Raw genomic sequence first — 21,245 nt, forward strand, 5'->3', positions numbered from 1 at the left:
GCTCTTCAATAGAATTTGAAAAAACGTTCAAAACTCTATTCTGAATACTTATTTTGATTTATCAAAAGGATTTTTGCCGGATCGCATTTCAATTCTCAGCGGAGTTCCCACCAATGAGAATGTTTCTCTGAAATGCTTTTCAAGATACCGCTTATATACATCGCCCACCGCATCCAGCGCATTTCCATGAATCACAATAATTGGCGGATTTTGCCCGCCTTGATGAGCATATCTTAATTTAGGCCGGATAGAACCTTTTCGCTTCGGTTGCTGATGCTCAACAGCCTCAATTAAAGCTCTGGTCAATTTGGGTGTTGACAAATTAACCATAGCAGCAGCATAAGCAGCATCGATCGACTTCATCAAAGGACCAATTCCAGTCGATTTTAATGCAGAAATGAAATGAAATTTTGCAAAAGTAAGGAAATTTAATTTCCGCTCAATATCTATTTTAATTTCATCCCGCCGGTCACTCTGCAATCCATCCCATTTATTGACGCCAACGACCAGGGCCCGCCCGGATTCCAGGATAAATCCGGCAATGTGGGCATCCTGTTCCGAAATATCCTGTTGTGCATCCAGCAGAAGCAAAACGACATTTGCCTCGGAAATAGACTGCAGTGTTTTGACAACTGAGAACTTTTCGATCGCTTCAAACACCTTGCCTCTGCGACGAATACCTGCAGTATCAATCAGAGAATAATGCTTACCATCCCGCTCGAAAGGAATCTCAATAGAGTCACGGGTCGTGCCTGGCATGTCAAACGCGATGACCCGGTCCTCTCCCAGCAAGGTGTTAACCAGTGTTGACTTACCCACGTTAGGACGGCCAACAATAGCAATTTTTATTCCTTTGACGACATTTTCAGGTTCATCCATTTCAGGTGGTCTCTGAGCAAAAGCAATATCAAGAGACTCTTGCACAAGATCAGCGACACCGTCGCCGTGAGCGGCAGAAATCACATAGGGATCACCAAGTCCCAGCTCATAAAAGTCAGCTGTTACCGAAGTGTATTTCATCCCTTCGGCTTTGTTGACCACCAGCATGACGGACCGGCCGGATTTTCGTAAAAAATCCGTAATCGTTTTATCATGCGGAGTCAGGCCCTGACGCCCGTCAACCATGAAAACAACGACATCAGCCTCTGCGACCGCCTGCTTGGTCTGTTTCGCCATTTCATGCAAAATACCCTCTTTGGCGACAGGTTCAAAGCCCCCTGTATCTATAACCAAGAAAGGTCTTTCGCCAATACGCCCTTCGCCATAATGACGATCCCGGGTCAATCCCGGTAAATCTGCTACAAGGGCATCGCGTGAACGTGTAAGCCGATTGAACAGCGTGGATTTGCCGACGTTAGGTCGGCCGATAAGTGCAATAACCGGCTTCATTGAATATTACTCGGTTGCCAATGCAACCACTAACCCTGATTTTGTTTGAATAATTAAATTGGAACCGGCAACAACGGGGGCTGCCAGTATCTGACTGCCGTCAGTAGCGATTCTTCCTATGAAAGAACCGTCCTCTCTCGATAAAAAGTGAACATAGCCAGCCAGATCACCGACTGCCACAGCTCTGCCAAAAGAAACGGGGGCGGAAAGTTTGCGATACGATAATTTATCGTTTTTCCAGACACTGCCGCCACCATTTCTGGAATAGGCATTGATTCCACCGTTCACATCTGCGGCGAAAACAAACCGTTCATCGCCACCGACACCAACTTCGCTGGATAATTTTTTGGCCCATCTTGCTGCACCGGTCTGGAGATCAAAACAACCAACTCTCCCCTGATAGGAAGTCGCGCAAACATCATTACCGACTACGACGGGCAGTCCAGACACATCAGCAACCCGTTCGAGTTCAGTTGAACCTTTAGGCTCACCGACCACGGCTTCCCATCTCAGACTGCCGTTCGCCATCGACAAAGCCGACATCCGTCCGCCTGGCAATGCAACAATGACCTGATCGCCAGCCACCACCATTCCCGGAACAGCACGCAATGTCAGCGGCGGTAACGGACGCTCAGCAGACCACTTACGCACACCTGACGCGACAGAATATGCGCTGATTTTATTATCAATGCTACGGACGATCACCTGATCATCAGCGACGACAGGAGCGGACAAAATTTCTGTTGTATCCTGAATTTTCCAACGCAACTGACCATCGCCGGAAAAGGATAATAAATGCCCTTTTTCACCGGCCACAAATATCTGCTCAGAACCCACACCCACACCGCCAGTCAGACGCATACCAGCATTGATCCGCCAATCCGTACGTCCACTTAAAGCATCTATCTTCAGTAAAGTACCATCAGCTGCAGCAACATAGATTTTTGTCCCGGAAACCGCCGGTGAAAACACGTAATTCGCTGCGCTGCCGACTTGAACAGTCCATACCTGTTTGACATTAAGGGATGGCTTAATATCAGTAAGTGCTGCAGGCGTATTTTTCACCTCAGTTTTAGATGAAAATGGATTCCAGGATGAACAACCAGCTAAAACCGATGCAACCAGAACTGCAGATAATTTGGTGGATAAACGCATAAACACACTCCTGTTATTTACTTGCAGGTTCAATGCCACCACCAATTGCATCAAGCTTTAACTGAACCAGTTGTTTGATCGGATCCTTATCGGTCATTTTATCTATTGCCGCCTGATATGATTTTCTTGCTTCTGTTACTTTCCCAAGAGCGACATAAACATCACCTTTCCGGTCTTCTACCTGCACCTGTAATTCTGCAGGAAACTCACCAGTAAGCTGTTTTAATGCATCGTCATAAGATTTATCGTCCAGCAAAAGCCCTGCCAAACGCAGCTTTGCCAAGGCCTTGTATTCATCAGACTTACCCGAATCAATAATCCATTGCAGCTGAGACTTCGCGCTTTTTAAGTCTCCAGAATCAAAGAAAGCTTTCGCTGTGACGAATGCCCCCATCGAAGCATAAGCAGTCGATGGAAATTTCTCTTTCAGATCAGTCGTCGTCCTGAGTATTTTGGATGCATCTTTATCGCTTACTGACTTCAGCAACTCTTCATACAACTGAGAAGCCTGACCAGCCTGATTATTCTGATAATTATTCCACTGAGACCATGCTGCATAACCAACAAGCGCAATGATCACTATCCAGGTAACCAGATTACCGTATTGTTTCCATACCGCTTTTAAAGTTGCCAGTTGCTCTTGTTCTTCTAAATCGTAAGCCATATTTTTATAAATTAATGATTGATATGAACATGATGAGGATCATCACAGCAATGCGCATCATCCGTCGCACCCGTGATTTGATCTACCAGATAGTCGACTGCGGCATTGAATGGCACACTGGTCTGACGACCATCTTCGGAGCGCATCGCTTTAATTGTTACTGACTGATTGGCCAGCTCATCTTCACCAAGAATAACACTATAAGCACAGCCGCTCGCATCTGCTTTTTTCATCTGGGATTTAAAATTCCCTATGCCGTTTGCAGTTGCGCAATGTAACACAACATCCAGGCCAGCATCACGCAATCTCTCGCCCAGAACGATCGCCTGCATCTGCGCTTCATCCGACTGATGCACAAGATAAACATCACACAAAGCCGGCTGATGAATTTCTCCAGCAACTTTCATCAGCTCTATCAGACGCTCAATTCCCATCGCAAAACCGCAGGCAGGTGTCGCCTTTCCACCAAACGTAGAAAACAGCGAGTCGTAACGACCACCAGCGCAAACGGTACCTTGCGCGCCCAGTTCATCGGTAACCCACTCAAACACAGTCCGGTTGTAATAGTCCATGCCACGCACCAGGCGCGGATTAATGGAGAACGGAATGCTGTTGTGACGCAGAATTTTCTGAACTCCCTCAAAGTGTGCCAGCGATTCGGCACCGAGATAATCCAGTAATTTAGGAGCAGCATTCACCATATCCTGCATAGCCGGATTTTTGGTGTCGAGTATGCGCAATGGATTTGAATACAGACGCCGTTTTGCTTCAGCATCCAGAATATTTTCATGCTTTTCAAAATAAGCAATCAATGCTTCCCGATGCTGATTGCGCTCATCTGCATCGCCAATCGAATTAAGCTCGAGCCGGACATTCTGCAAGCCAAGATCATCCCAGAGACGCTGGCATAACATAATTAATTCTGCATCCACGTCAGGGCCGCTGAATCCAAGCGCCTCTGCCCCTACCTGATGAAACTGGCGATAACGACCGCGCTGAGGCTTCTCGTGACGAAACATCGGACCGCTATACCACAATCTTTTAGGTCCGTCGTATACGAGATTATGCTCAATGGCAGACCGCACCACACCCGCAGTACCTTCCGGGCGCAGCGTCAGTTTGTCGCCATTCATTGAGTCCTCGAAAGAGTACATCTCTTTCTCAACAATATCCGTGACCGCGCCAAGTCCACGCGCAAATAACGGCGTTGGCTCCACGATGGGCGTTCTGATTTGTTGAAAACCGTAACTTTTCAGAACTGAATGAACCGTATTTTCAAACAACTCCCACAATGAAGAGTCGTTCGGCAGAAGGTCATTCATCCCTTTAACGCCAACTATTTTTTCTATTTTTTTATTTTCTGACATAAAACAACCTAATAAAACCTATCAAGCTTCAACTGAAGACGGTGCGTAGTTCTTTTTCACATACTCCAGAACAATCGCCTGAAACTCTTCTGCAATATGGTCGCCGCGGAGCGTAATGGCTTTCGCGCCATCGATAAATACGGGCGCTGCCGGAGATTCTCCTGTACCCGGCAAGCTGATGCCAATATTTGCATGCTTAGATTCCCCGGGCCCGTTGACAATGCACCCCATCACAGCAACATTCATATTTTCAACGCCCGGATATTCAGCCTTCCAGACCGGCATCTGATCGCGTAAAAAGGTCTGGATACGATCAGCCAGCTCCTGAAACACGGTAGAAGTCGTCCGTCCGCATCCCGGACAGGCAATCACCATCGGAGTAAATTTTCGCAAACCCATGGTCTGCAGAATTTCCTGACCAACGATTACTTCACGACAGCGATCTCCACCGGGTTCTGGTGTTAATGAAATCCTGATGGTATCGCCAATTCCTTCCTGCATCAGAACAGAGAGCGCGGCTGTTGATGCAACAATTCCCTTACTGCCCATTCCCGCTTCTGTCAGTCCGAGATGCAAAGGGTAATCGCAACGTCGTGCAAGCTCGCGATACACTGCAATCAAATCCTGAACTCCGGAAACTTTGCATGACAAAATTATTTTGTCGCCAGCCAGACCAAGTTCCTCGGCACGCTGGGCATTTTCGATCGCCGAAGTGATCAATGCCTCATACATGACCGCCTGCGCGCTCCAGGGTATAGATCTTCCTGCATTTTCATCCATAATTCGGGCAAGCAATGCCTGATCGAGACTTCCCCAATTCACCCCGATGCGCACCGGCTTATCGTAACGGCATGCCTGCTCAATCATCTGAGCGAATTGAGAATCGCGTTTCGCGCCCTGACCGACATTACCCGGATTAATCCGGTATTTGGATAGCGCTTGCGCGCATTCAGGAAAATCCCGCAACAGCAAATGACCGTTGTAATGAAAGTCGCCGACCAGCGGAACCTCCACTCCCATCTTATCCAATTGTTCGCGGATAGCAGGCACAGCCGCCGCAGCCTCAGGATTATTAACAGTAATACGAACCAGCTCAGATCCGGCACGTGCCAATTCTTTAATCTGGATTGCAGTGCCAATCACATCCGCTGTATCGGTATTCGTCATCGACTGCACCACAACCGGTGCCTGACCGCCGATCAGAATAGTGGAATTGCGATAACTGATTTTAGCCTGACGCCTAATCTGGCGACCCGAAGGGCCTGAAAAAATTTCTGATGTTCCGGAATTCATGCTTACTTCACACTGAGATTAACTACATTTGAATCTTTAGGCGGAACAATTTCCATACTATTGCCACGCACCCATGCGCTCACCCCTCTGGCATTGCCGAGACGGGCCTGTAGTGGACCATCCTTCAAGTCAAAAAACTCCTCGGTACCCGCTTTAGCCAAATGTGAAGTCAGCACTGCCCCGGATTCTTTCTTCACCTGAACCCATGAGTCCTGGTGAAATACCAGCTTCAACTGATTACCAGCACCACTGACTGAAGTTTGCAACACAGGTGTATTGCTGTCTGCACCTGATGAGATCTCTGTTGACGTTTTGCTGATCGCTGCCGGCTCAGGGATTACGGGCTCAACCTGAGGAGCGGTAAGCGAAGCTGACTGCACCTGCGGCAGTGGCAATGCAGAACTCTCCACCACAGGCAAAGAAGAAGGTGTCGCCATCACATCAGAACCAGGATTGCGAACATCATTGGAAGAATCAGCAGCTACCGTTTGAGTCTGGGAAGCCTGTGTCAGATATTTCAGATACCCGGCCTGCTCAATGTGCTGTACGACAACAAACAGCACAGCTGCCAATGCCAGGCACGCCGATGCAATGAGGTATTTTCTATTATTATTTTCACTGCGCCCTAAAAATGAAGTTCTGGATTCCTGGAATGGCGTTGCCAGTGTCGGGCGAAGCCCGTCATCAAGTGCCTGAACATTATTTTCAGCAGGCAGACTGGCAATCACCGAAGAGGGATCCAGTTTCAACAACTTGGCGTAAGAACGAACAAAACCACGGACAATCACCAATTTTGGCAAGCGCTCAAATTCATTGCTCTCCAATGCCGCGATTTGCCTGACGGAGAGCTTCAAATGCTCCGCAACCTGCTCAACAGACATCCCTGCCTGCACCCGTGCCGCAGCCAGCTGTGCACCGGCCGTCTGCACTACACTCAAAACCGGCTTACCGCCAGATTCATCAGGGACTGCATCGGATAATTGCTTTAATCCCGCATCACTCATCAAAAGCCCCCCGCTGCAACAAACCAAACTCCCTGGAGTCCGGATAACGACGGCGCAGCTGAGTAGAATAATTGCTCACCGCAGCAGCATCTCCACGGCGTCTCTCAATCTTTATGGCAAGCCACAAAACATCGGCGGTCATAACATCAAGCTTAATGACTCTGGAAATGTAAAAATTAGCTTTGTCGTAATCGCCGCGGTCATACCAGATTTTCGCCAGATTACCGTTTATTCCTGGATTACCGGGATCTTCCCGAAATCCCTGCATGAAATACTTTTCAGCACCACTGACGTCTTTCAGACGCAAACTGCACAATCCGGCGTTGTTATAAGCCTTACCAGGCGTGGCGTATGCAGGGTCTTTAATCACGCGATCAAGATAGGTCAACCCCTGGCGCTCCCTGCCGTTCTGACACAGAAACCAGCCATAATTATTGGCGACGTCAACATTATTAGGGGACAATTTCATCGCCTGAAGAAAATTATCCTCAGCCAATTGACGTTCACCCATATCCATAAAAATAACGGCCCGGACAGCATAGGCATCCACCAGATCAGGATAAATAATCAATGCCTGACGGATTTCCTCCAGTGCGACCTTGTACTGCCCCTGCTGATAATAACCAATCGCCAACTGCATACGGATTGATGCACGCTTTTGCAACTCCTGCTTCTCTGATGACACGGCTGATTCGCCGGATCGCTCATCAAGATATTTTGCAGAACAAGCCGAGAGCAACAAAACAAAAGAGAGGGCGACTGCCCCCCTGAAGCGCCATTCAATTCCAAGAATTTTCACTGGGTAATCTCCACAATTTTGCCGAAATTTTCGCCAAACTTCTTCTGATACTCCGCCATTTTTTGCATGCGCTCCTGCACACGCGTCCTGTCTTTGACCTCTCCCGCAAGCTGACCACAAGCCGCATCAATATCATCGCCTCGCGTTTTACGGATTGTCGTGACAATACCCTGATTCATCAGTATCTGGGCAAAAGCTTTAATTCTTGGATTTTGGGAACGCTTCAAACCCGATTCGGGAAAAGGATTAAATGGAATTAAATTAAACTTACAAGGAACATCCCGCACCAGTCTAATCAGTTCACGTGCATGTTCATCGGTATCGTTCACACCGTCCAGCATGCAATATTCAAACGTAATGAAATCTCTTGGGGCAAACTCGAGATAACGCTGGCAAGCTGCCATCAATTCAGCCAGAGGATATTTTTTATTCAAGGGAACCAGGCCATCCCGCAGCGGATCATTAGAGGCATGCAAAGATACAGCCAATGCTACCGGACACTCTTGAGACAATTTGTCCATCATTGGCACTACGCCACTGGTCGAGACAGTCACACGCCGGCGCGACAAACCATAGGCATTATCATCAAGCATCAGGCGCAAAGCTGTTAGCGTCGGCTCAAAGTTCAGCAATGGCTCTCCCATCCCCATCATCACAACATTCGTAATTTGGCGTTCACCTTTCGGGCCAGGAGCAACACCTTTGGTTTTACGCAACTCAAATTCGGCCATCCACAACTGACCGATGATCTCGGAAACACTTAAATTACGATTAAATCCTTGTTTGCCAGTAGAGCAGAAGCGGCAATTGACCGCACAGCCGGCTTGAGTGGAAATACATAAAGTTCCACGATTTTCTTCGGGAATAAACACTGTCTCAACAGCATTTCCCTGACCAACGTCCACCAGCCATTTACGGGTACCATCTGAAGAAGTATGGTCACTAATGACTTCCGGAGCAGCAATCACAGCTCTGGTGGCTAATTTTTCGCGCAGAGATTTGGCAAGATCGGTCATCTCTACAAAGCTGCTCGCACCAAATTGATGTATCCAGCGCTGCAACTGCTTTGCGCGAAACGGCTTCTCACCCAGCTCGCCACAATACGCAACCAGCTGTGCAGGATCTAAATCCAGTAAATTAATGAGTGCCGTCATGTGTTTCTCTTTCGCGCCCCGTCGTGCATCAGCAGAACGGGGTTTAATTTCTTCAATTACTCTTCAAACAATACCGATTAACGTGAATATACGTTCAGTGCCGGGAAGAAGTAAGCGATTTCAACTGCAGCAGTTTCCGCCGCATCAGAGCCGTGCACCGCATTTGCATCGATAGACTCAGCAAAATCAGCACGGATAGTGCCTTTTTCTGCCTTCTTAGGATCGGTTGCGCCCATCAGATCGCGGTTTTTCAGAATCGCGCCTTCGCCTTCCAGAACTTGTACGAACACAGGACCGGAGATCATGAAGTCAACCAGATCTTTGAAGAAAGGACGTGCCGCATGCACAGCGTAGAAACCTTCCGCCTCAGCGCGAGACAGTTGTGTCAGACGAGCAGCCACAACTTTCAGACCTGCGTTTTCGAAACGGCTGACAATTTGACCAATCACATTTTTTGCAACTGCATCAGGTTTAATAATAGACAATGTACGTTCGATAGCCATCTAAAAACTCCAATAAAAAGAAAGGGTTAAGACAAAAACTCAAGAATTCATCTAACCTTTGATTTTAGCATGAAACATGAGGGGCAACATGTCTTTAAAGTAAGCCGCTGCAAATTCCCGCAGAATTAAGAAATCAGATCAAATACCGCCATCGATTCCACATGAGAAGTATGCGGAAACATATTCACCACACCGGCATAACTGAGTCGATAGCCTGCGCCATTCACCAGCATTCCTGCGTCGCGGGCCAGTGTCGAAGGGCTACAGGAAACATACACAATCCGCTTGGGTTTCATTTCGGGGGAGCGATCCGTCAGATCAATCAGCGCCTGACACAACGCCATTGCCCCATCGCGTGGCGGGTCAACCAGGAAACGGTCAAATCGACCCAGCTTTATCAGATCATCCGCAGTAATCTCAAACAAATTCCTGGTGCTGAATGCAGTCTTTCGGTCCAATCCGTTAATCCGGGCATTGTCCAGCGCTCTTTCAGTCAGCACCTCACTTCCCTCGATGCCAACAACCTCCCTGGCCACGGTGGCAATCGGTAAAGTGAAGTTACCCAATCCGCAAAACAGATCCGCAATGCGCTCATCGTCTTGCGCATCCAGTAATCTGAGCGCCTTTGCCACCAGCACACGGTTGATATGGTGATTTACCTGCGTAAAATCTGTCGGCTTGAACGGCATCCGGATACCAAACTCAGGCAGTCTATAGAACAAATCACATTCAGCAGGATAATACGGCTCTGCTGTTTCCGGCCCTTTCGTCTGCAGCCACCAGTGAACATGATACTGGTCCGCGAAAGCTTTGAGTTTTACCTCATCCTCCGCGCTTAATGGCGCCATAATCCGCAGCACCATCGCCGTCACTCCCTCCCCGATCGCGAGCTCAATCTGTGGCAGAGCTTCAACCACCGACAAAGAAGCAATCAGCGAGCGCAGGGGCATCAGCATTGCCGAGACATGCGGAGGCAGAATCTGACAGGTTTCCATGTTCGCGACATAGCGCGATTTTTTCTCATGAAAACCAACCAGCACAGTCCCTTTTTTAATCACATGCCGCACCGACAAACGAGCGCGATAGCGATATCCCCAGGTAGGTCCATAAATAGGACGCATCATTGTCTCCGGACGCACCTTGCCGATATGCCACAGGTTATCTTCCAGCACCCGCTGCTTCATGGCAACCTGCGCATCCGGCTCAAGGTGCTGCATCGAACAGCCCCCGCACGTCCCGTAAAATTCACATTTGGGCTCAATCCGCTGTGATGAAGTACGGTGAACCTCGGTCAGTGTGGCAAGCTCCCAGCTATTCTTTTTCTTGTAAGAGCTAAAACTAACCAGCTCCCCCGGCAGCGCACCTTCTACAAAAATCACTTTACCCTGAGTGCCATCTTCGTTCTGCAAGTGACCAACGCCGCGCGCATCCATGTCAAAGGAGCGTATTTCAATTTTATTCATTGGAAATATAATGGCGCGCACTGAAGTCGCGCCAGATAAGGATTAAAGATCAGAATTAATTCAAAGACGGAATTATAAAAGAACCGGCAACAGCAGCGCCTGTTTTTATCGGCGAAGCATCAGGATCAGATCAGGGAATCCCGACCAAGTCCGCGTGAAATCAGCGACCGCTTCAGCTTGATCAACGCCTCCTGCTGAATCTGCCGCACCCGTTCCCGGGTGATGCCCATCTCATCCGCCAACGTTTCAAGCGTAGCAGGATCGTCATTATCCAGCCCGAAACGGCGAATCACCACCAGACGCTGCTTGTCGGGCAGACGCGCCAGCCAGTCCCTGACCAGCAAGGTCATTTCATGATGCTCGGCACGCACATCCGGCGCATCTTCCCCATCACCCGGCAACATATCCATCAGGCTGGATTGCGGATCATTATCGAGCGGGGTATCCAGTGACGTGGCGTGTTCAGATAAAGCCAGAATATCCTGAACCTCATCCACAGGTCTGTCGACCAACATGGCAATATCTTCAAGATTGGCATCCCTGCCATCCCGCTGCTGGGATTCAAGATGGTATTTAGCACGCAGAATCTGGTTAAGCTCCCGCACCATATGAACTGGCAACCGGATAGTGCGCGCCTGATTCATGATGGCGCGCTCGATACTCTGACGTATCCACCATGTCGCATAGGTTGAAAAACGGAAGCCGCGCTCCGGCTCAAATTTATCAATCGCATGCATCAACCCCAGATTACCCTCTTCGATCATATCGAGCAAAGCAACGCCGCGATTGATGTAATGCTTGGCAATAGACACCACCAGCCGGAGATTATGTTCAATCATCTTCTGGCGGGCATCGAAATTCCCTTGCTTGGCCAGAGTCGCATAATGCAACTCCTCGGCCGAATCAAATAAAGGGCGGGTACCAATCTGATTCAGATAATACTGCGTAGTATCCGTAGATAACTCAGCAGCAAGAACGGTCTTTAACTCATCAATAGGTGCAACAACCAGAGAGACCGGATCGCTGCCCCTGTCTTCAGTTGTATCAGCCTCTTCAAACTGATCGGGATCCTGCACCTCGCCTGTAGCCAGATCCTGTTCCTCGCCGGATGCCACCTGAGCATCTTCGCAAGCAGGTGCTTTCAGAGTTTGGCTAATCACGCTTTTTGGCATAGTGGATCGCGAGAAAGGTTAACGGAGATAACAAGAATGTTTCGCAGCACTCAAATGATTACTGATTCATACGAAAGAACGTCGCCACACTGCTTAAAGCCACCTACCGGGCAGGCAGGTAACGGGCCGGATCCACGGGTTTTCCCTGCAAGCGTATCTCAAAATGCAGTTTCACGCTGTCACTGTCAGAATTCCCCATTTCGGCAATTTTCTGCCCTCTGGTGACAGACTGCCCCTCCTTGACCAGTATCGTCTTCGTGTGTGCATAGGCAGACAAGAGGCTGTTATTGTGCTTCACAATGACCAGATTCCCATATCCACGAATACCACTGCCCGCATACATCACTTTACCGGCACCGGCGGAAAAAATATCCTGCCCCATACGTCCGGCAATATCCAGCCCCTTATTTTTCGACTCATCAAAACCAGCCAGTACCTTACCGTCGGCAGGCCACATCCAGTCTACCGCATCCCCATCTGTTGCCGGTGTGTCAGTCGCTTTCTCGGCAACCTTGGCAGGAGCGGCGACTTCGGGGCGACTGACCGGTGCGCTGGCCGCAGATGAAACATCTTGCTTCTGAAGCTCGGCCAGGTTTGCCTCTGAATACGATTTTTTGTCGCCCTTCGGAGAATTTTTATTCCCCAAAGAATTTGATGCTGGCAATGGCAAGGGCTTGACTTCCAATGCCCCCGCAGCCACAGGGACTGACTGCACGCCATTCAGATCAGGAGGAGCCACCCGCAACACCTGATCAACTTTAATGTCATTAGGATTTTTCAGATTATTCCACGTCACCAGATCACTGTAACTCTGCCCGTGATCCAGAGCAATGCGGTACAGCGTATCGCCGCGTTTCACGACATAAGTAGCTTTTGACGCATCCGCTTTGAGAGCCGGCTTCGCCACCGGCACAACCACCGTTTCGGTCGCAGGTGCAGCACCGCGCTCTATCACCGGCGCCTTATTCGGCATGGAACCGCAAGCCGTCATCAACACAACACTGCTGACAGCCAGAAATTTTTCCAGATTTTTTATTTTCATTCTCATTAAAAATTTGACAGAATCATTCGATCCTGAATCACACGGTTCAGACCACACCTGGTCGTAAGGGAACAAAGTGACAGTGCTCGATCACTGTCCGGCGCCATTCGGAGTGCGAAACCCGCTCGATCAATTCCAGCACCTGGCGACGATCCCCTACCGGGGCAATCAAGCGCCCACCCACCTTCAACTGCATCAGCAAAGCCTGCGGTATTTCAAGGCCCGCTGCAGCCAATATAATACCGTCAAATGGTGCTACCTGCGGCAACCCGAGCATACCATCACCATAATGCAAACGAATATTGGCAATCCGCATCGGACGCAGGTTTTGCTTTGCCAGTTCATGCAAAGCTTTAATCCGTTCAATCGAATAGACTTCTTTTGAAATCAGAGACAATACAGCTGCCTGATAACCACAGCCGGTGCCAATCTCCAGTACCGAATCAAGCGCAGCGCCATGACGCAAAATCTCCAGCATGCGCCCAACGATATACGGCTGCGAAATAGTCTGATGATGACCAATGGGTAGTGAGGCATCCACATAAGCCTGACTGGCAAGGCCGGATTCCAGAAACAGATGCCTTGGCACCGCCTCAAGTGCAGCCAGCACTATTTCATCCTTGACGCCCTGCTGGGCGACTCGCGCCACCATTGCTTTGCGCACAGCATCTGATACAAGTACTGCCCTTGAAACATCTGCAGAAATCGCCCCGCCTGATTGCGATGTCTGGCCGGTTGATGGCATTGTCGTTTTTGCCGCAGGCCCCGGCCAATAAGCCGCATGTTTAATATTTCGCATCGCCGTCTGAGTGGATGCGCTGTTCTGAAAACGGGAAGTATTCCCCTCCCGCTGCTCAACAACAGAAGATAAAGATAATGGAAAGCGCTTGTCTTTGGACGTCATATCATCTTTATCCCGAGCATCTCCAACTGGGATGCATTCGTCAGGTCCACCTGCAGCGGAGTCACCGAAATATAACGATTTGCGACAGCGTCAAAGTCAGTTCCGGCACCGCCATCCCGCACAGCACCTGGCGGGCCAATCCAGAAAATATCGCGACCATGAGGATCCTTCATCTGAATGACCGGCTCAGAACTGTGCCGCTTGCCAAGCCGGGTTTTTCTGATGCCCTGAATACTGGCGCCGGGTAAATTAGGAATATTCACATTCAGCAAATATGGTCTGGGTAATTCATGAAATCCATGCCTGACCAGCTCGGCAGCCTTCTCCGCCGCCGCATCCAGATGTGCCCAGGCCTTGTCCACCTGAGAAAAAGCAATCGACGGGATTCCGAACAGATAACCCTCTGTTGCCGCAGCGACTGTACCGGAGTACAAAGTATCATCCCCCATGTTCTGTCCCTGATTGATACCCGAAACAACCAGATCAGGCTTTTCCCGCATAATCGCCGTTAAAGCAATATGAACGCAGTCCGATGGCGTGCCATTGACGAAATAAAATCCATTGGCGGCCCGCTGCACCGACAGCGGTCTGTCGAGCGTCAATGCGTTTGAAGCGCCGGAGCGGTTGCTATCCGGCGCCACCACAGTGATATCTGCAAACTTTCCCAGTGCATCCGCCAGCGCGACAATGCCCGGAGCCAGATAACCATCATCATTGCTAATCAGGATTTTCATAACTGACATTCTAACCGATGCAGAAAAACAAATTTCTACTGTCATGCGATTTTTCCGGCATAATTAAAAATTAAACGGTCGTACTATTTTATAAAACGGAGGCATCAATGAAGGCTGTTGTTTGTAAAAACTGGGGCTTGCCCGACACGCTGGAAATCACGGAAATTCCAGACCTGATCCCCGGGCCTGGCGAGGTGGCAATCCAGGTGAAAGCGGCTGGAGTCAATTTTCCTGATGTACTGATTATTCAGAATAAATATCAGTTCAAGCCAGAACTCCCGTTCACGCCCGGAAGCGAATTATCCGGTATCGTTTATGCCGTGGGTGAAGGTGTCTCACATATTAAAACCGGCGACAAAGTTATTGCCTTCATTGGTCAGGGTGCGTTTGCCCAGCAGGTGGTTGCATCAGCCAGTGCCGTTATTCCAATGCCGCCCGGCATGGACTTCGATACTGCTGCCGCGATCACGCTGACTTATGGCACGTCGCATCATGCGGTAGTGGATCGCGCCCAGCTCAAAGCCGGTGAAACCATGTTGGTACTGGGCGCGGCTGGCGGTGTGGGACTAGCTGCGATCGAAATCGGCAAAGCGCTCGGAGCCAGAGTCATTGCGGCAGCATCGACCGATGAAAAACTGGAAGTTTGCAAACAGCACGGCGCTGACATCACCATCAATTACAGCACCAGCGATTTGCGGGAAGCCATCAAGCACGCGACTGATGGCAAAGGTCCGGACGTCATATACGACCCGGTCGGTGGCATTTATGCTGAACCGGCATTCCGCTCAATTGCGTGGCGTGGACGTTATCTGGTGGTTGGTTTTGCGAACGGCGAAATACCGAAGTTACCGCTGAACCTGACATTGTTGAAAGGAGCATCACTGGTTGGCGTTTTCTGGGGCGAGTTCGCCAGACGGGAACCAAAAGCCAATATGGCGGCGATGCGCGAAATGATGGGATGGCTGGCGGAAGGAAAAATTCGCCCTCATATCTCCGCCCGTTATGCTCTGCATGAAACGCCCCAGGCACTCAATGATATCGCAGCACGGAAAGTGACAGGGAAAGTCATCATTCAACCAGAAAGGTAATATCCGGACTGGCAAAAAGACGGATAAAATCTGGGCATCAAAAAGCGGCCTGCATTGGTCAGGCCGCAACCGGAATACTGCTCACAGCCGGTGAACAGTATGAGCTACTTATGCAGCCTCTCCGAGCCAATAGCGATTAATGTCTTTTAATCCCCATTTTTCTGCATCTTCTCTGGTAGCAATCTTATCTTGTAAGCCCGCTCCCGCCAGATCAAGCAGTTCCGGTGCGATATAACTCATAGATTTTATGGAGAAAAATACCCGCACCTTAGGAGCAAGCAGCGATTTCCCCGCCTGCTGTTCGACCACGACACCGAGACGTCCCGACTCAAGCCTGACCAGCGTCCCCACCGGATAAATACCGATGCTTTTAACAAATGCCTGGAAAACCTTTTCATCGAAATGTCCCTTGCTCCACTCCGCCATTTTGCGCAGGGATTCCGCCGGACACCAACCCTGCTTGTATGGCCGGTTGGAAGTAATCGCGTCATAAACATCGCAAACGGCACCCATGCGGGCAAACAGGCTAATTTCGTCTCCCTTCAGGCGATGCGGGTAGCCTGTTCCGTCTATTTTTTCATGATGGTGCAAACATACGTCCAAAGCGACCTGACTGACATCCTTCGACTCCATCAGCATTTTGTAACCGGCGGCAGGATGCTCTTTTACCGAGACAAATTCTGCATCGGTCAGTTTTCCGGGCTTATTCAGAATATCTGCATCAACCATCATTTTACCGATATCGTGCAACAGACCGGCGAGCCCCGCTTCACGCGTCTGCTCATCGCTGAGACCCAATTGTCGGGCTAATGCGATCATCAGCGCGCAAACAGCGACCGAGTGCATGTAAGTGTAATCATCCTTGGTCTTAAGCCGGGCAAGACCGATCAGCGCACCGGGATTACGCATGACGGAATCGGCAATCTCGGTCACCATTTCCTGCGCATTTCCGACATCCACAGCCTTTCCCATACGGGCTTCAGTGAACATGGAAAATACAGCCTCTTTGGATTTACTCACAATTCTGGAAGCACGCCCCAGCTCGTCCGCCATTGAGACTGGAGCCGTCTGACGAACCACCGGTGCTTTCGGCTCTTCCGGCTCCGGTGCCGTGACTTCCCGGGATGGTGGCGCAACATCCTCCAGAACATCCAGGCCTTTGCTGGTATCGATCCAGGCTTCGCGTATTTTTGCTTTTTGAATCTCCTGAAGGTCATTGTTTTCAGAAAGCAAAAATGACTTTTTCCAGAACGGCGTATCTAACCACGAACTGCAAAGCTCGTGCACATACATGCCGGTTCTCAGTTTCGACACTTCAATTTTTTTTAACATAGGTAGTTAGATTGCAAGCCATCTGACAGAGCACGTTTTCTGATGACATCATCAGATATAGATAAGCAGATTATTCTACAACTGCATCAACTAAGCTATCTGGAAGAAACCATTTCTAACAAAAATTTCCAATCAGCAACTACGGAGTAAGTGCATGGGTTGAAATAACTGCTGCATTGTCTCGTTTCTGATAAAACTGAGGTTATAAGGATGCTCAGCAATAATATGAGGAAAATCAGCAGCAGCCGGAATCTGCCTCAATTGTTCTGCAATTTTCCCCCACAGGATCAGCGACGGCAATTCGGTACCTGATTGTGCTGCATGCGCTGCCATGGCGATCAGCACTTCCTGTAAAAATGGTTGCCAGGCTTTCCCATCTTTTGCCGGCGCCACGTCAGGCCTGAATACCAGCGAAGCATTCAGCAACAAAAAGCCCTGCTCGTGCAGATGCTGCTGCAATTCTGCCAGTTGCTGTATCCATGGCGAATGCGCGTTAGTAGCCGACGATGCAACTTTCTGCAACGCAGAACCGCTGGTATGAGCGGGGTCTAGCGCGCCAGCGGCCACCAGCAGCATTTTGATGAAATTCCGTAAAGAAGTTGCCCGGTTCACTTTTTTAGACAACCCGCTGCCATCCTCCGACCATAAGCGACTCACAGCACCATCCATAAAACAGACGCCCGTGGCACTCTCCTCACGGGGATAAGGTCCTTCACCGATCAGAATGTAACGCACTTTGGACATGGGTTGTCTGAATGCGGCAAACAGGCGCGACCTGGTGGGCAAATACGGACTCTGCATCAGATTACTGAAATAAGCGTCATCACGCTGATGCATTGCCTGTAAGCCTGCAGTCATAGCAGGATGCCATGAGGTATCTGCCATCGAATACGCATCATGAATCTGCTCAGGCAGCCATGATTCACGTTCGGTCATTGACTTGCTCCGGGCATGACGGCGGGCAGCGACGCGACGGGAAAGCCCGGTGTGACCATTGGCGCCGCCGGCACATGATGAGCAGCAGGTTCAGTATGCGGAGGAAATGCCGGCGGTGCAACAACGGCCGCGCTGGAAAGATCGGCTGGAGTGCTGATGGCAATCAGTCCGTTGCTGCTTTTGTTCTGCGGCAATTCAATTCTTTTAGACACACCATTATCAATAATGACGATTGCGGTTTCGGTGATTTCCTTTAACTGCACGCCCGGCGCGATGTCCTGTCCTGCAGCAAGCGGAATGCCGGGTTTGCCATTGGCACTGATAATCGCCAGACTATGCGCCGCATGTTTCGCCAGAATAACGCCTTTTAACTGATAATTGCTGGCAACCGGCTGCTGACTCTGACTGAGTCCGAACAGGCTGCCCCATTGTCCTGAGGCCGGTTCCAGCGCGTTAGACTGGACAGGTAATGCAACGCTGCGCGAATGGGGAGTCAGCCACTGCAGCCCCCAGTAACTCAGAGAAATACATAATAGGGCAAATGCAAACAGGCTGGATATGAGAGGTAAACGCTTCATGTCTTTCCTTATCAGCGTACCAGCTGATTAATTTCAATGATAGGCATCAGTACCGCCAATACAATCAGCAGTACGACCACGCCCATGGTCAGAATCAGCACAGGTTCCAGCAGGCCGGCCATCGTCAGGGCGCGACGCTCCAGGTCCTGCTCCTGTGCGTTGGAAGCCCGCTGCAGCATCGCGGGTAACTCTCCGGTAACTTCTCCGGCGCGGATCATATGAATCAGCATCGGCGGAAAATGTTTATTGACGGACAGCGCTCTGGCCAGACTGACGCCCTCACGCACGCTGGCAGTTGCCGCTTCAACCTGGGCGCGCATGGCGACATTCGACAAGGTTTCGCGGCTGGTTTGCAAAGCACGCAAAATGGGGACGCCGGAACCGGTGGTAATCGCCAGCGTGCTGGCAAAACGGGAGGTATTGAGACTGCGCTCGAACTTGCCATACAACGGAGCAGTCAGCAGCCAGCGATGCCAGCGCATCCGAATCTCCGGATTTTTCAATGCCATACGCCATAGCAATAAGCCGGAGACCAGCAGGATCGCGAGCAGCCAGCCATAAGCCCGGATAAAATCGGAAACAGCGAGCATCATCACCGTCAGGAAAGGCAATTTCTGCTTAGTATTCGCAAAGACTGACACGATCTGCGGCACGACATACGTCAACAGGAATATCACGATTGCAAATGCCACCACAGTCACGATGGCGGGATAGGTAAAGGCAAGCTTCACCTTTTGCACCAGAGCGTTGCGGCGCTCAATGTAGTCAGCCAGTCTGGATAAAACCTGAGACAGATGCCCGATCTGCTCACCGGAAGCAACCAGTGCACAATAGATATCGGCAAAGCTATCGGGATGCTGTTTCAATGCATCCGACAGTGCGGCACCGGCCATCACTTCGGAACGGATTGAAGCGATCAGGTCACGCAAAAAAGTACGCTCTGCCTGCTCCAGCAGAGCGGTTAATGATTGCTCCAATGGCAGACCGGCCTCCAGCAAACTGGCGAGCTGGCGGGTAAATAATGCCAGTTCCACCGTGGAAAGCCGTTCACGGAAAAGCGATATTCCTTTTGATGCACCAGCCTCACCCTGCTGATGGATGATTTCCACCTGCACCGGCACCAGCCCCTGGGTTCGCAATTCCCCACGCGCTGCCCTCGCACTGTCGGCGTTCAGTACACCAGAAATATTGCGACCGGCGCTGTCTATCGCTTCATATCGGAATGCTGGCACGGTTATTCCTTCGTCACGCGCAACAATTCTTCCGGCGTCGTCACGCCGCTCCTGAGCCAGCGCTCGCCATCTTCACGCATCGTTTTCATGCCGTTGCGCTGGGCCATAGCACGGATTTCCGCTTCAGATGCCTGTTGATGAATCTGGGCACGGATTTCATCAGTGGTCGGCAACAGTTCATAAACACCGACGCGCCCCTGATAACCGGTATGTCCGCAATGCTCACAGCCTACCGCATGCCACTGGCCATCCCCCTCACGGCGACAATGTACGCACAACTTGCGCACCAGACGCTGTGCCACCACCCCCAGCAAAGAAGAAGACAGCAGAAAGGGTTCAATACCCATATCCAGCAGACGCGTTACCGCTGCGGCTGAATCATTGGTATGCAGCGTCGCCAGAACCAGGTGACCGGTCAGCGAAGCCTGTACCGCGATCTGCGCGGTTTCCAGATCACGGATTTCACCGATCATGATGACATCCGGATCCTGACGCAAAATCGCCCGCAACGCTTTGGCGAAGGTCATGTCGATACGTGCATTCACCTGCGTCTGTCCGACACCGGCGAGCTCATATTCGATCGGGTCTTCAACGGTCAGGATATTGGTTGTACCTGCATTAACGCGTGACAATGCCGCATACAAGGTGGTGGTTTTTCCGGAGCCGGTCGGCCCGGTGACCAGCACAATGCCATGCGGCTGCCGGATCAGTGCATCAAACTGTTGCAACACATCAGTGTTCATACCGAGGCTGGCGAGATCAAGGCGACCCGCTTCCTTGTCCAGCAAACGCAATACCGCGCGCTCGCCATGCCCGGTTGGTAAGGTCGAAACCCGCACATCCACTGGCTTACCGCCAATACGCAGCGTGATCCGGCCATCCTGCGGCAGGCGTTTTTCAGCAATATCGAGCTGCGCCATAATTTTGATCCGGGAAATCAGCGAAGCATGAATTGCTTTGCGTGGCCGGACAATATCGCGCAACGCACCATCCACCCGGAAACGGACAACGGAAATCTGCTCAAACGGTTCGATGTGAATGTCGGACGCTCCATCCCGCAAAGCCTGGGTCAGCAAAGCGTTGATCATCCGGATCACCGGCGCGTCATCTGCCGATTCCAGAAGGTCTTCCACTGCCGGCATATCGGACATCAGCTTGGCCAGATCGAGATCGGACTCGACTTCCCCCACGACATCTGCAGCGTCGCCACCTGCGCCGGCATAGGCTCTGGCGATCAGCTCGTTCAGACTGTCGTGAGTCAGCACCTGTAATTTAATTTTGCCAAATTTCCGCCCGACCTCTGCAATCGCAGCAGGCGATGTTTTATCAGAGACAGATAACTCGACCGGCGCATCCGGCTGCGACAAATCCCTGCTGGCCAGCACGGCATAGTCACGTGCAAATCCGAACGGTAATAAGCGGTTTTCCAGCATGGC

Annotated in this window: 20 protein-coding genes; 1 reads left to right on the forward strand and 19 read right to left on the reverse strand. The window is 50.5% G+C overall.

Annotated elements, in window-relative coordinates; translation table 11 throughout:
• Positions 1-48: 48 nt before the first annotated feature.
• The 14 genes from der to surE form a co-directional block, all read right to left on the reverse strand.
• Positions 49-1,389, reverse strand: a complete 1,341-nt coding sequence (gene der / locus H8K27_RS12835) for a ribosome biogenesis GTPase Der (protein ID WP_186863580.1) — start codon at positions 1,387-1,389, stop codon at positions 49-51.
• A gap of 6 nt (positions 1,390-1,395) precedes the next feature.
• The gene (gene bamB / locus H8K27_RS12840; protein WP_329604399.1) at positions 1,396-2,583 is read right to left on the reverse strand and encodes an outer membrane protein assembly factor BamB; all 1,188 of its coding nucleotides are present in this window, start codon (positions 2,581-2,583) and stop codon (positions 1,396-1,398) included.
• Complete coding sequence (locus H8K27_RS12845) at positions 2,558-3,208, reverse strand: YfgM family protein (protein WP_186863581.1); 651 nt, start codon at positions 3,206-3,208, stop codon at positions 2,558-2,560. The genes bamB and H8K27_RS12845 overlap by 26 nt, the downstream gene beginning before the upstream one ends.
• A gap of 11 nt (positions 3,209-3,219) precedes the next feature.
• Positions 3,220-4,575 (reverse strand): histidine--tRNA ligase, encoded by a 1,356-nt coding sequence (gene hisS, locus H8K27_RS12850; RefSeq protein WP_186863582.1) that lies wholly within the window; start codon positions 4,573-4,575, stop codon positions 3,220-3,222.
• 21 nt (positions 4,576-4,596) lie between these two features.
• Complete coding sequence (gene ispG, locus H8K27_RS12855) at positions 4,597-5,868, reverse strand: flavodoxin-dependent (E)-4-hydroxy-3-methylbut-2-enyl-diphosphate synthase (RefSeq protein WP_186863583.1); 1,272 nt, start codon at positions 5,866-5,868, stop codon at positions 4,597-4,599.
• Between the two features lie 2 nt (positions 5,869-5,870).
• Positions 5,871-6,872 carry a helix-turn-helix domain-containing protein gene (locus H8K27_RS12860; protein ID WP_186863584.1) on the reverse strand — a complete coding sequence of 334 codons (1,002 nt, stop codon included), beginning with the start codon at positions 6,870-6,872 and terminating at the stop codon, positions 5,871-5,873.
• Positions 6,865-7,671 (reverse strand): type IV pilus biogenesis/stability protein PilW, encoded by an 807-nt coding sequence (gene pilW, locus H8K27_RS12865; protein WP_329604400.1) that lies wholly within the window; start codon positions 7,669-7,671, stop codon positions 6,865-6,867. The genes H8K27_RS12860 and pilW overlap by 8 nt, the downstream gene beginning before the upstream one ends.
• Positions 7,668-8,825 (reverse strand): dual-specificity RNA methyltransferase RlmN, encoded by a 1,158-nt coding sequence (gene rlmN, locus H8K27_RS12870; RefSeq protein WP_186863585.1) that lies wholly within the window; start codon positions 8,823-8,825, stop codon positions 7,668-7,670. The genes pilW and rlmN overlap by 4 nt, the downstream gene beginning before the upstream one ends.
• Before the next feature lie 77 nt (positions 8,826-8,902).
• Positions 8,903-9,328 carry a nucleoside-diphosphate kinase gene (ndk, locus tag H8K27_RS12875; protein WP_176803749.1) on the reverse strand — a complete coding sequence of 142 codons (426 nt, stop codon included), beginning with the start codon at positions 9,326-9,328 and terminating at the stop codon, positions 8,903-8,905.
• Between the two features lie 125 nt (positions 9,329-9,453).
• Positions 9,454-10,791: a 23S rRNA (uracil(1939)-C(5))-methyltransferase RlmD gene (rlmD, locus tag H8K27_RS12880; protein WP_186863586.1), complete on the reverse strand. Its 1,338-nt coding sequence runs from the start codon at positions 10,789-10,791 to the stop codon at positions 9,454-9,456.
• Positions 10,792-10,916: 125 nt separating this feature from the next.
• Positions 10,917-11,963, reverse strand: coding sequence for an RNA polymerase sigma factor RpoS (rpoS, locus tag H8K27_RS12885; RefSeq protein ID WP_186863587.1), 1,047 nt, complete (start codon positions 11,961-11,963; stop codon positions 10,917-10,919).
• A gap of 103 nt (positions 11,964-12,066) precedes the next feature.
• A complete protein-coding gene (locus H8K27_RS12890; RefSeq protein WP_408058454.1) occupies positions 12,067-12,999 on the reverse strand; it encodes a peptidoglycan DD-metalloendopeptidase family protein in 933 nt (310 codons plus the stop codon).
• 52 nt (positions 13,000-13,051) lie between these two features.
• Complete coding sequence (locus H8K27_RS12895) at positions 13,052-13,909, reverse strand: protein-L-isoaspartate(D-aspartate) O-methyltransferase (RefSeq protein ID WP_186863589.1); 858 nt, start codon at positions 13,907-13,909, stop codon at positions 13,052-13,054.
• Positions 13,906-14,643, reverse strand: a complete 738-nt coding sequence (gene surE / locus H8K27_RS12900; RefSeq protein WP_186863590.1) for a 5'/3'-nucleotidase SurE — start codon at positions 14,641-14,643, stop codon at positions 13,906-13,908. Before surE ends, H8K27_RS12895 begins: the two co-directional genes overlap by 4 nt.
• Before the next feature lie 107 nt (positions 14,644-14,750).
• Here surE and H8K27_RS12905 point away from each other — a divergent pair, with 107 nt between their 5' ends.
• Positions 14,751-15,731 carry an NADPH:quinone oxidoreductase family protein gene (locus H8K27_RS12905; RefSeq protein WP_186863591.1) on the forward strand — a complete coding sequence of 327 codons (981 nt, stop codon included), beginning with the start codon at positions 14,751-14,753 and terminating at the stop codon, positions 15,729-15,731.
• Between the two features lie 108 nt (positions 15,732-15,839).
• Here H8K27_RS12905 and H8K27_RS12910 read toward each other — a convergent pair whose 3' ends face one another.
• From H8K27_RS12910 to gspE, 5 genes are all read right to left on the reverse strand, one after another.
• The gene (locus tag H8K27_RS12910) at positions 15,840-17,063 is read right to left on the reverse strand and encodes an HD-GYP domain-containing protein (RefSeq protein ID WP_186863592.1); all 1,224 of its coding nucleotides are present in this window, start codon (positions 17,061-17,063) and stop codon (positions 15,840-15,842) included.
• A 132-nt stretch (positions 17,064-17,195) separates the two neighbouring features.
• The gene (locus H8K27_RS12915; RefSeq protein ID WP_230419282.1) at positions 17,196-17,999 is read right to left on the reverse strand and encodes a uracil-DNA glycosylase family protein; all 804 of its coding nucleotides are present in this window, start codon (positions 17,997-17,999) and stop codon (positions 17,196-17,198) included.
• A complete protein-coding gene (locus H8K27_RS12920) occupies positions 17,996-18,577 on the reverse strand; it encodes a type II secretion system protein N (protein WP_186863593.1) in 582 nt (193 codons plus the stop codon). The genes H8K27_RS12915 and H8K27_RS12920 overlap by 4 nt, the downstream gene beginning before the upstream one ends.
• A gap of 11 nt (positions 18,578-18,588) precedes the next feature.
• On the reverse strand, positions 18,589-19,809 hold the full coding sequence (gene gspF, locus H8K27_RS12925) for a type II secretion system inner membrane protein GspF (protein ID WP_186863594.1): 1,221 nt from the start codon (positions 19,807-19,809) through the stop codon (positions 18,589-18,591).
• A gap of 2 nt (positions 19,810-19,811) precedes the next feature.
• On the reverse strand, positions 19,812-21,242 hold the full coding sequence (gene gspE / locus H8K27_RS12930; RefSeq protein WP_186863595.1) for a type II secretion system ATPase GspE: 1,431 nt from the start codon (positions 21,240-21,242) through the stop codon (positions 19,812-19,814).
• Positions 21,243-21,245 lie beyond the last annotated feature (3 nt).

It is taken from the genome of Cognatundibacterium griseum (assembly GCF_014284195.1).
Lineage (GTDB): Bacteria > Pseudomonadota > Gammaproteobacteria > Burkholderiales > Burkholderiaceae_D > Undibacterium > Undibacterium griseum.

Bases quoted from the DNA above. Each gene is read 5' to 3' on its own strand.
- H8K27_RS12905 (WP_186863591.1), top strand. From the start codon at position 14,751: ATGAAGGCTGTTGTTTGTAAAAACTGGGGCTTGCCCGACACGCTGGAA.
- der (WP_186863580.1), bottom strand. From the start codon at position 1,389: ATGAAGCCGGTTATTGCACTTATCGGCCGACCTAACGTCGGCAAATCC.
- surE (WP_186863590.1), bottom strand. From the start codon at position 14,643: ATGAAAATCCTGATTAGCAATGATGATGGTTATCTGGCTCCGGGCATT.
- hisS (WP_186863582.1), bottom strand. From the start codon at position 4,575: ATGTCAGAAAATAAAAAAATAGAAAAAATAGTTGGCGTTAAAGGGATG.
- rpoS (WP_186863587.1), bottom strand. From the start codon at position 11,963: ATGCCAAAAAGCGTGATTAGCCAAACTCTGAAAGCACCTGCTTGCGAA.
- rlmD (WP_186863586.1), bottom strand. From the start codon at position 10,791: ATGAATAAAATTGAAATACGCTCCTTTGACATGGATGCGCGCGGCGTT.
- ndk (WP_176803749.1), bottom strand. From the start codon at position 9,328: ATGGCTATCGAACGTACATTGTCTATTATTAAACCTGATGCAGTTGCA.
- H8K27_RS12845 (WP_186863581.1), bottom strand. From the start codon at position 3,208: ATGGCTTACGATTTAGAAGAACAAGAGCAACTGGCAACTTTAAAAGCG.
- H8K27_RS12910 (WP_186863592.1), bottom strand. From the start codon at position 17,063: ATGTTAAAAAAAATTGAAGTGTCGAAACTGAGAACCGGCATGTATGTG.
- H8K27_RS12895 (WP_186863589.1), bottom strand. From the start codon at position 13,909: ATGACGTCCAAAGACAAGCGCTTTCCATTATCTTTATCTTCTGTTGTT.
- H8K27_RS12860 (WP_186863584.1), bottom strand. From the start codon at position 6,872: ATGAGTGATGCGGGATTAAAGCAATTATCCGATGCAGTCCCTGATGAA.
- rlmN (WP_186863585.1), bottom strand. From the start codon at position 8,825: ATGACGGCACTCATTAATTTACTGGATTTAGATCCTGCACAGCTGGTT.
- H8K27_RS12920 (WP_186863593.1), bottom strand. From the start codon at position 18,577: ATGAAGCGTTTACCTCTCATATCCAGCCTGTTTGCATTTGCCCTATTA.
- H8K27_RS12915 (WP_230419282.1), bottom strand. From the start codon at position 17,999: ATGACCGAACGTGAATCATGGCTGCCTGAGCAGATTCATGATGCGTAT.
- gspE (WP_186863595.1), bottom strand. From the start codon at position 21,242: ATGCTGGAAAACCGCTTATTACCGTTCGGATTTGCACGTGACTATGCC.
- ispG (WP_186863583.1), bottom strand. From the start codon at position 5,868: ATGAATTCCGGAACATCAGAAATTTTTTCAGGCCCTTCGGGTCGCCAG.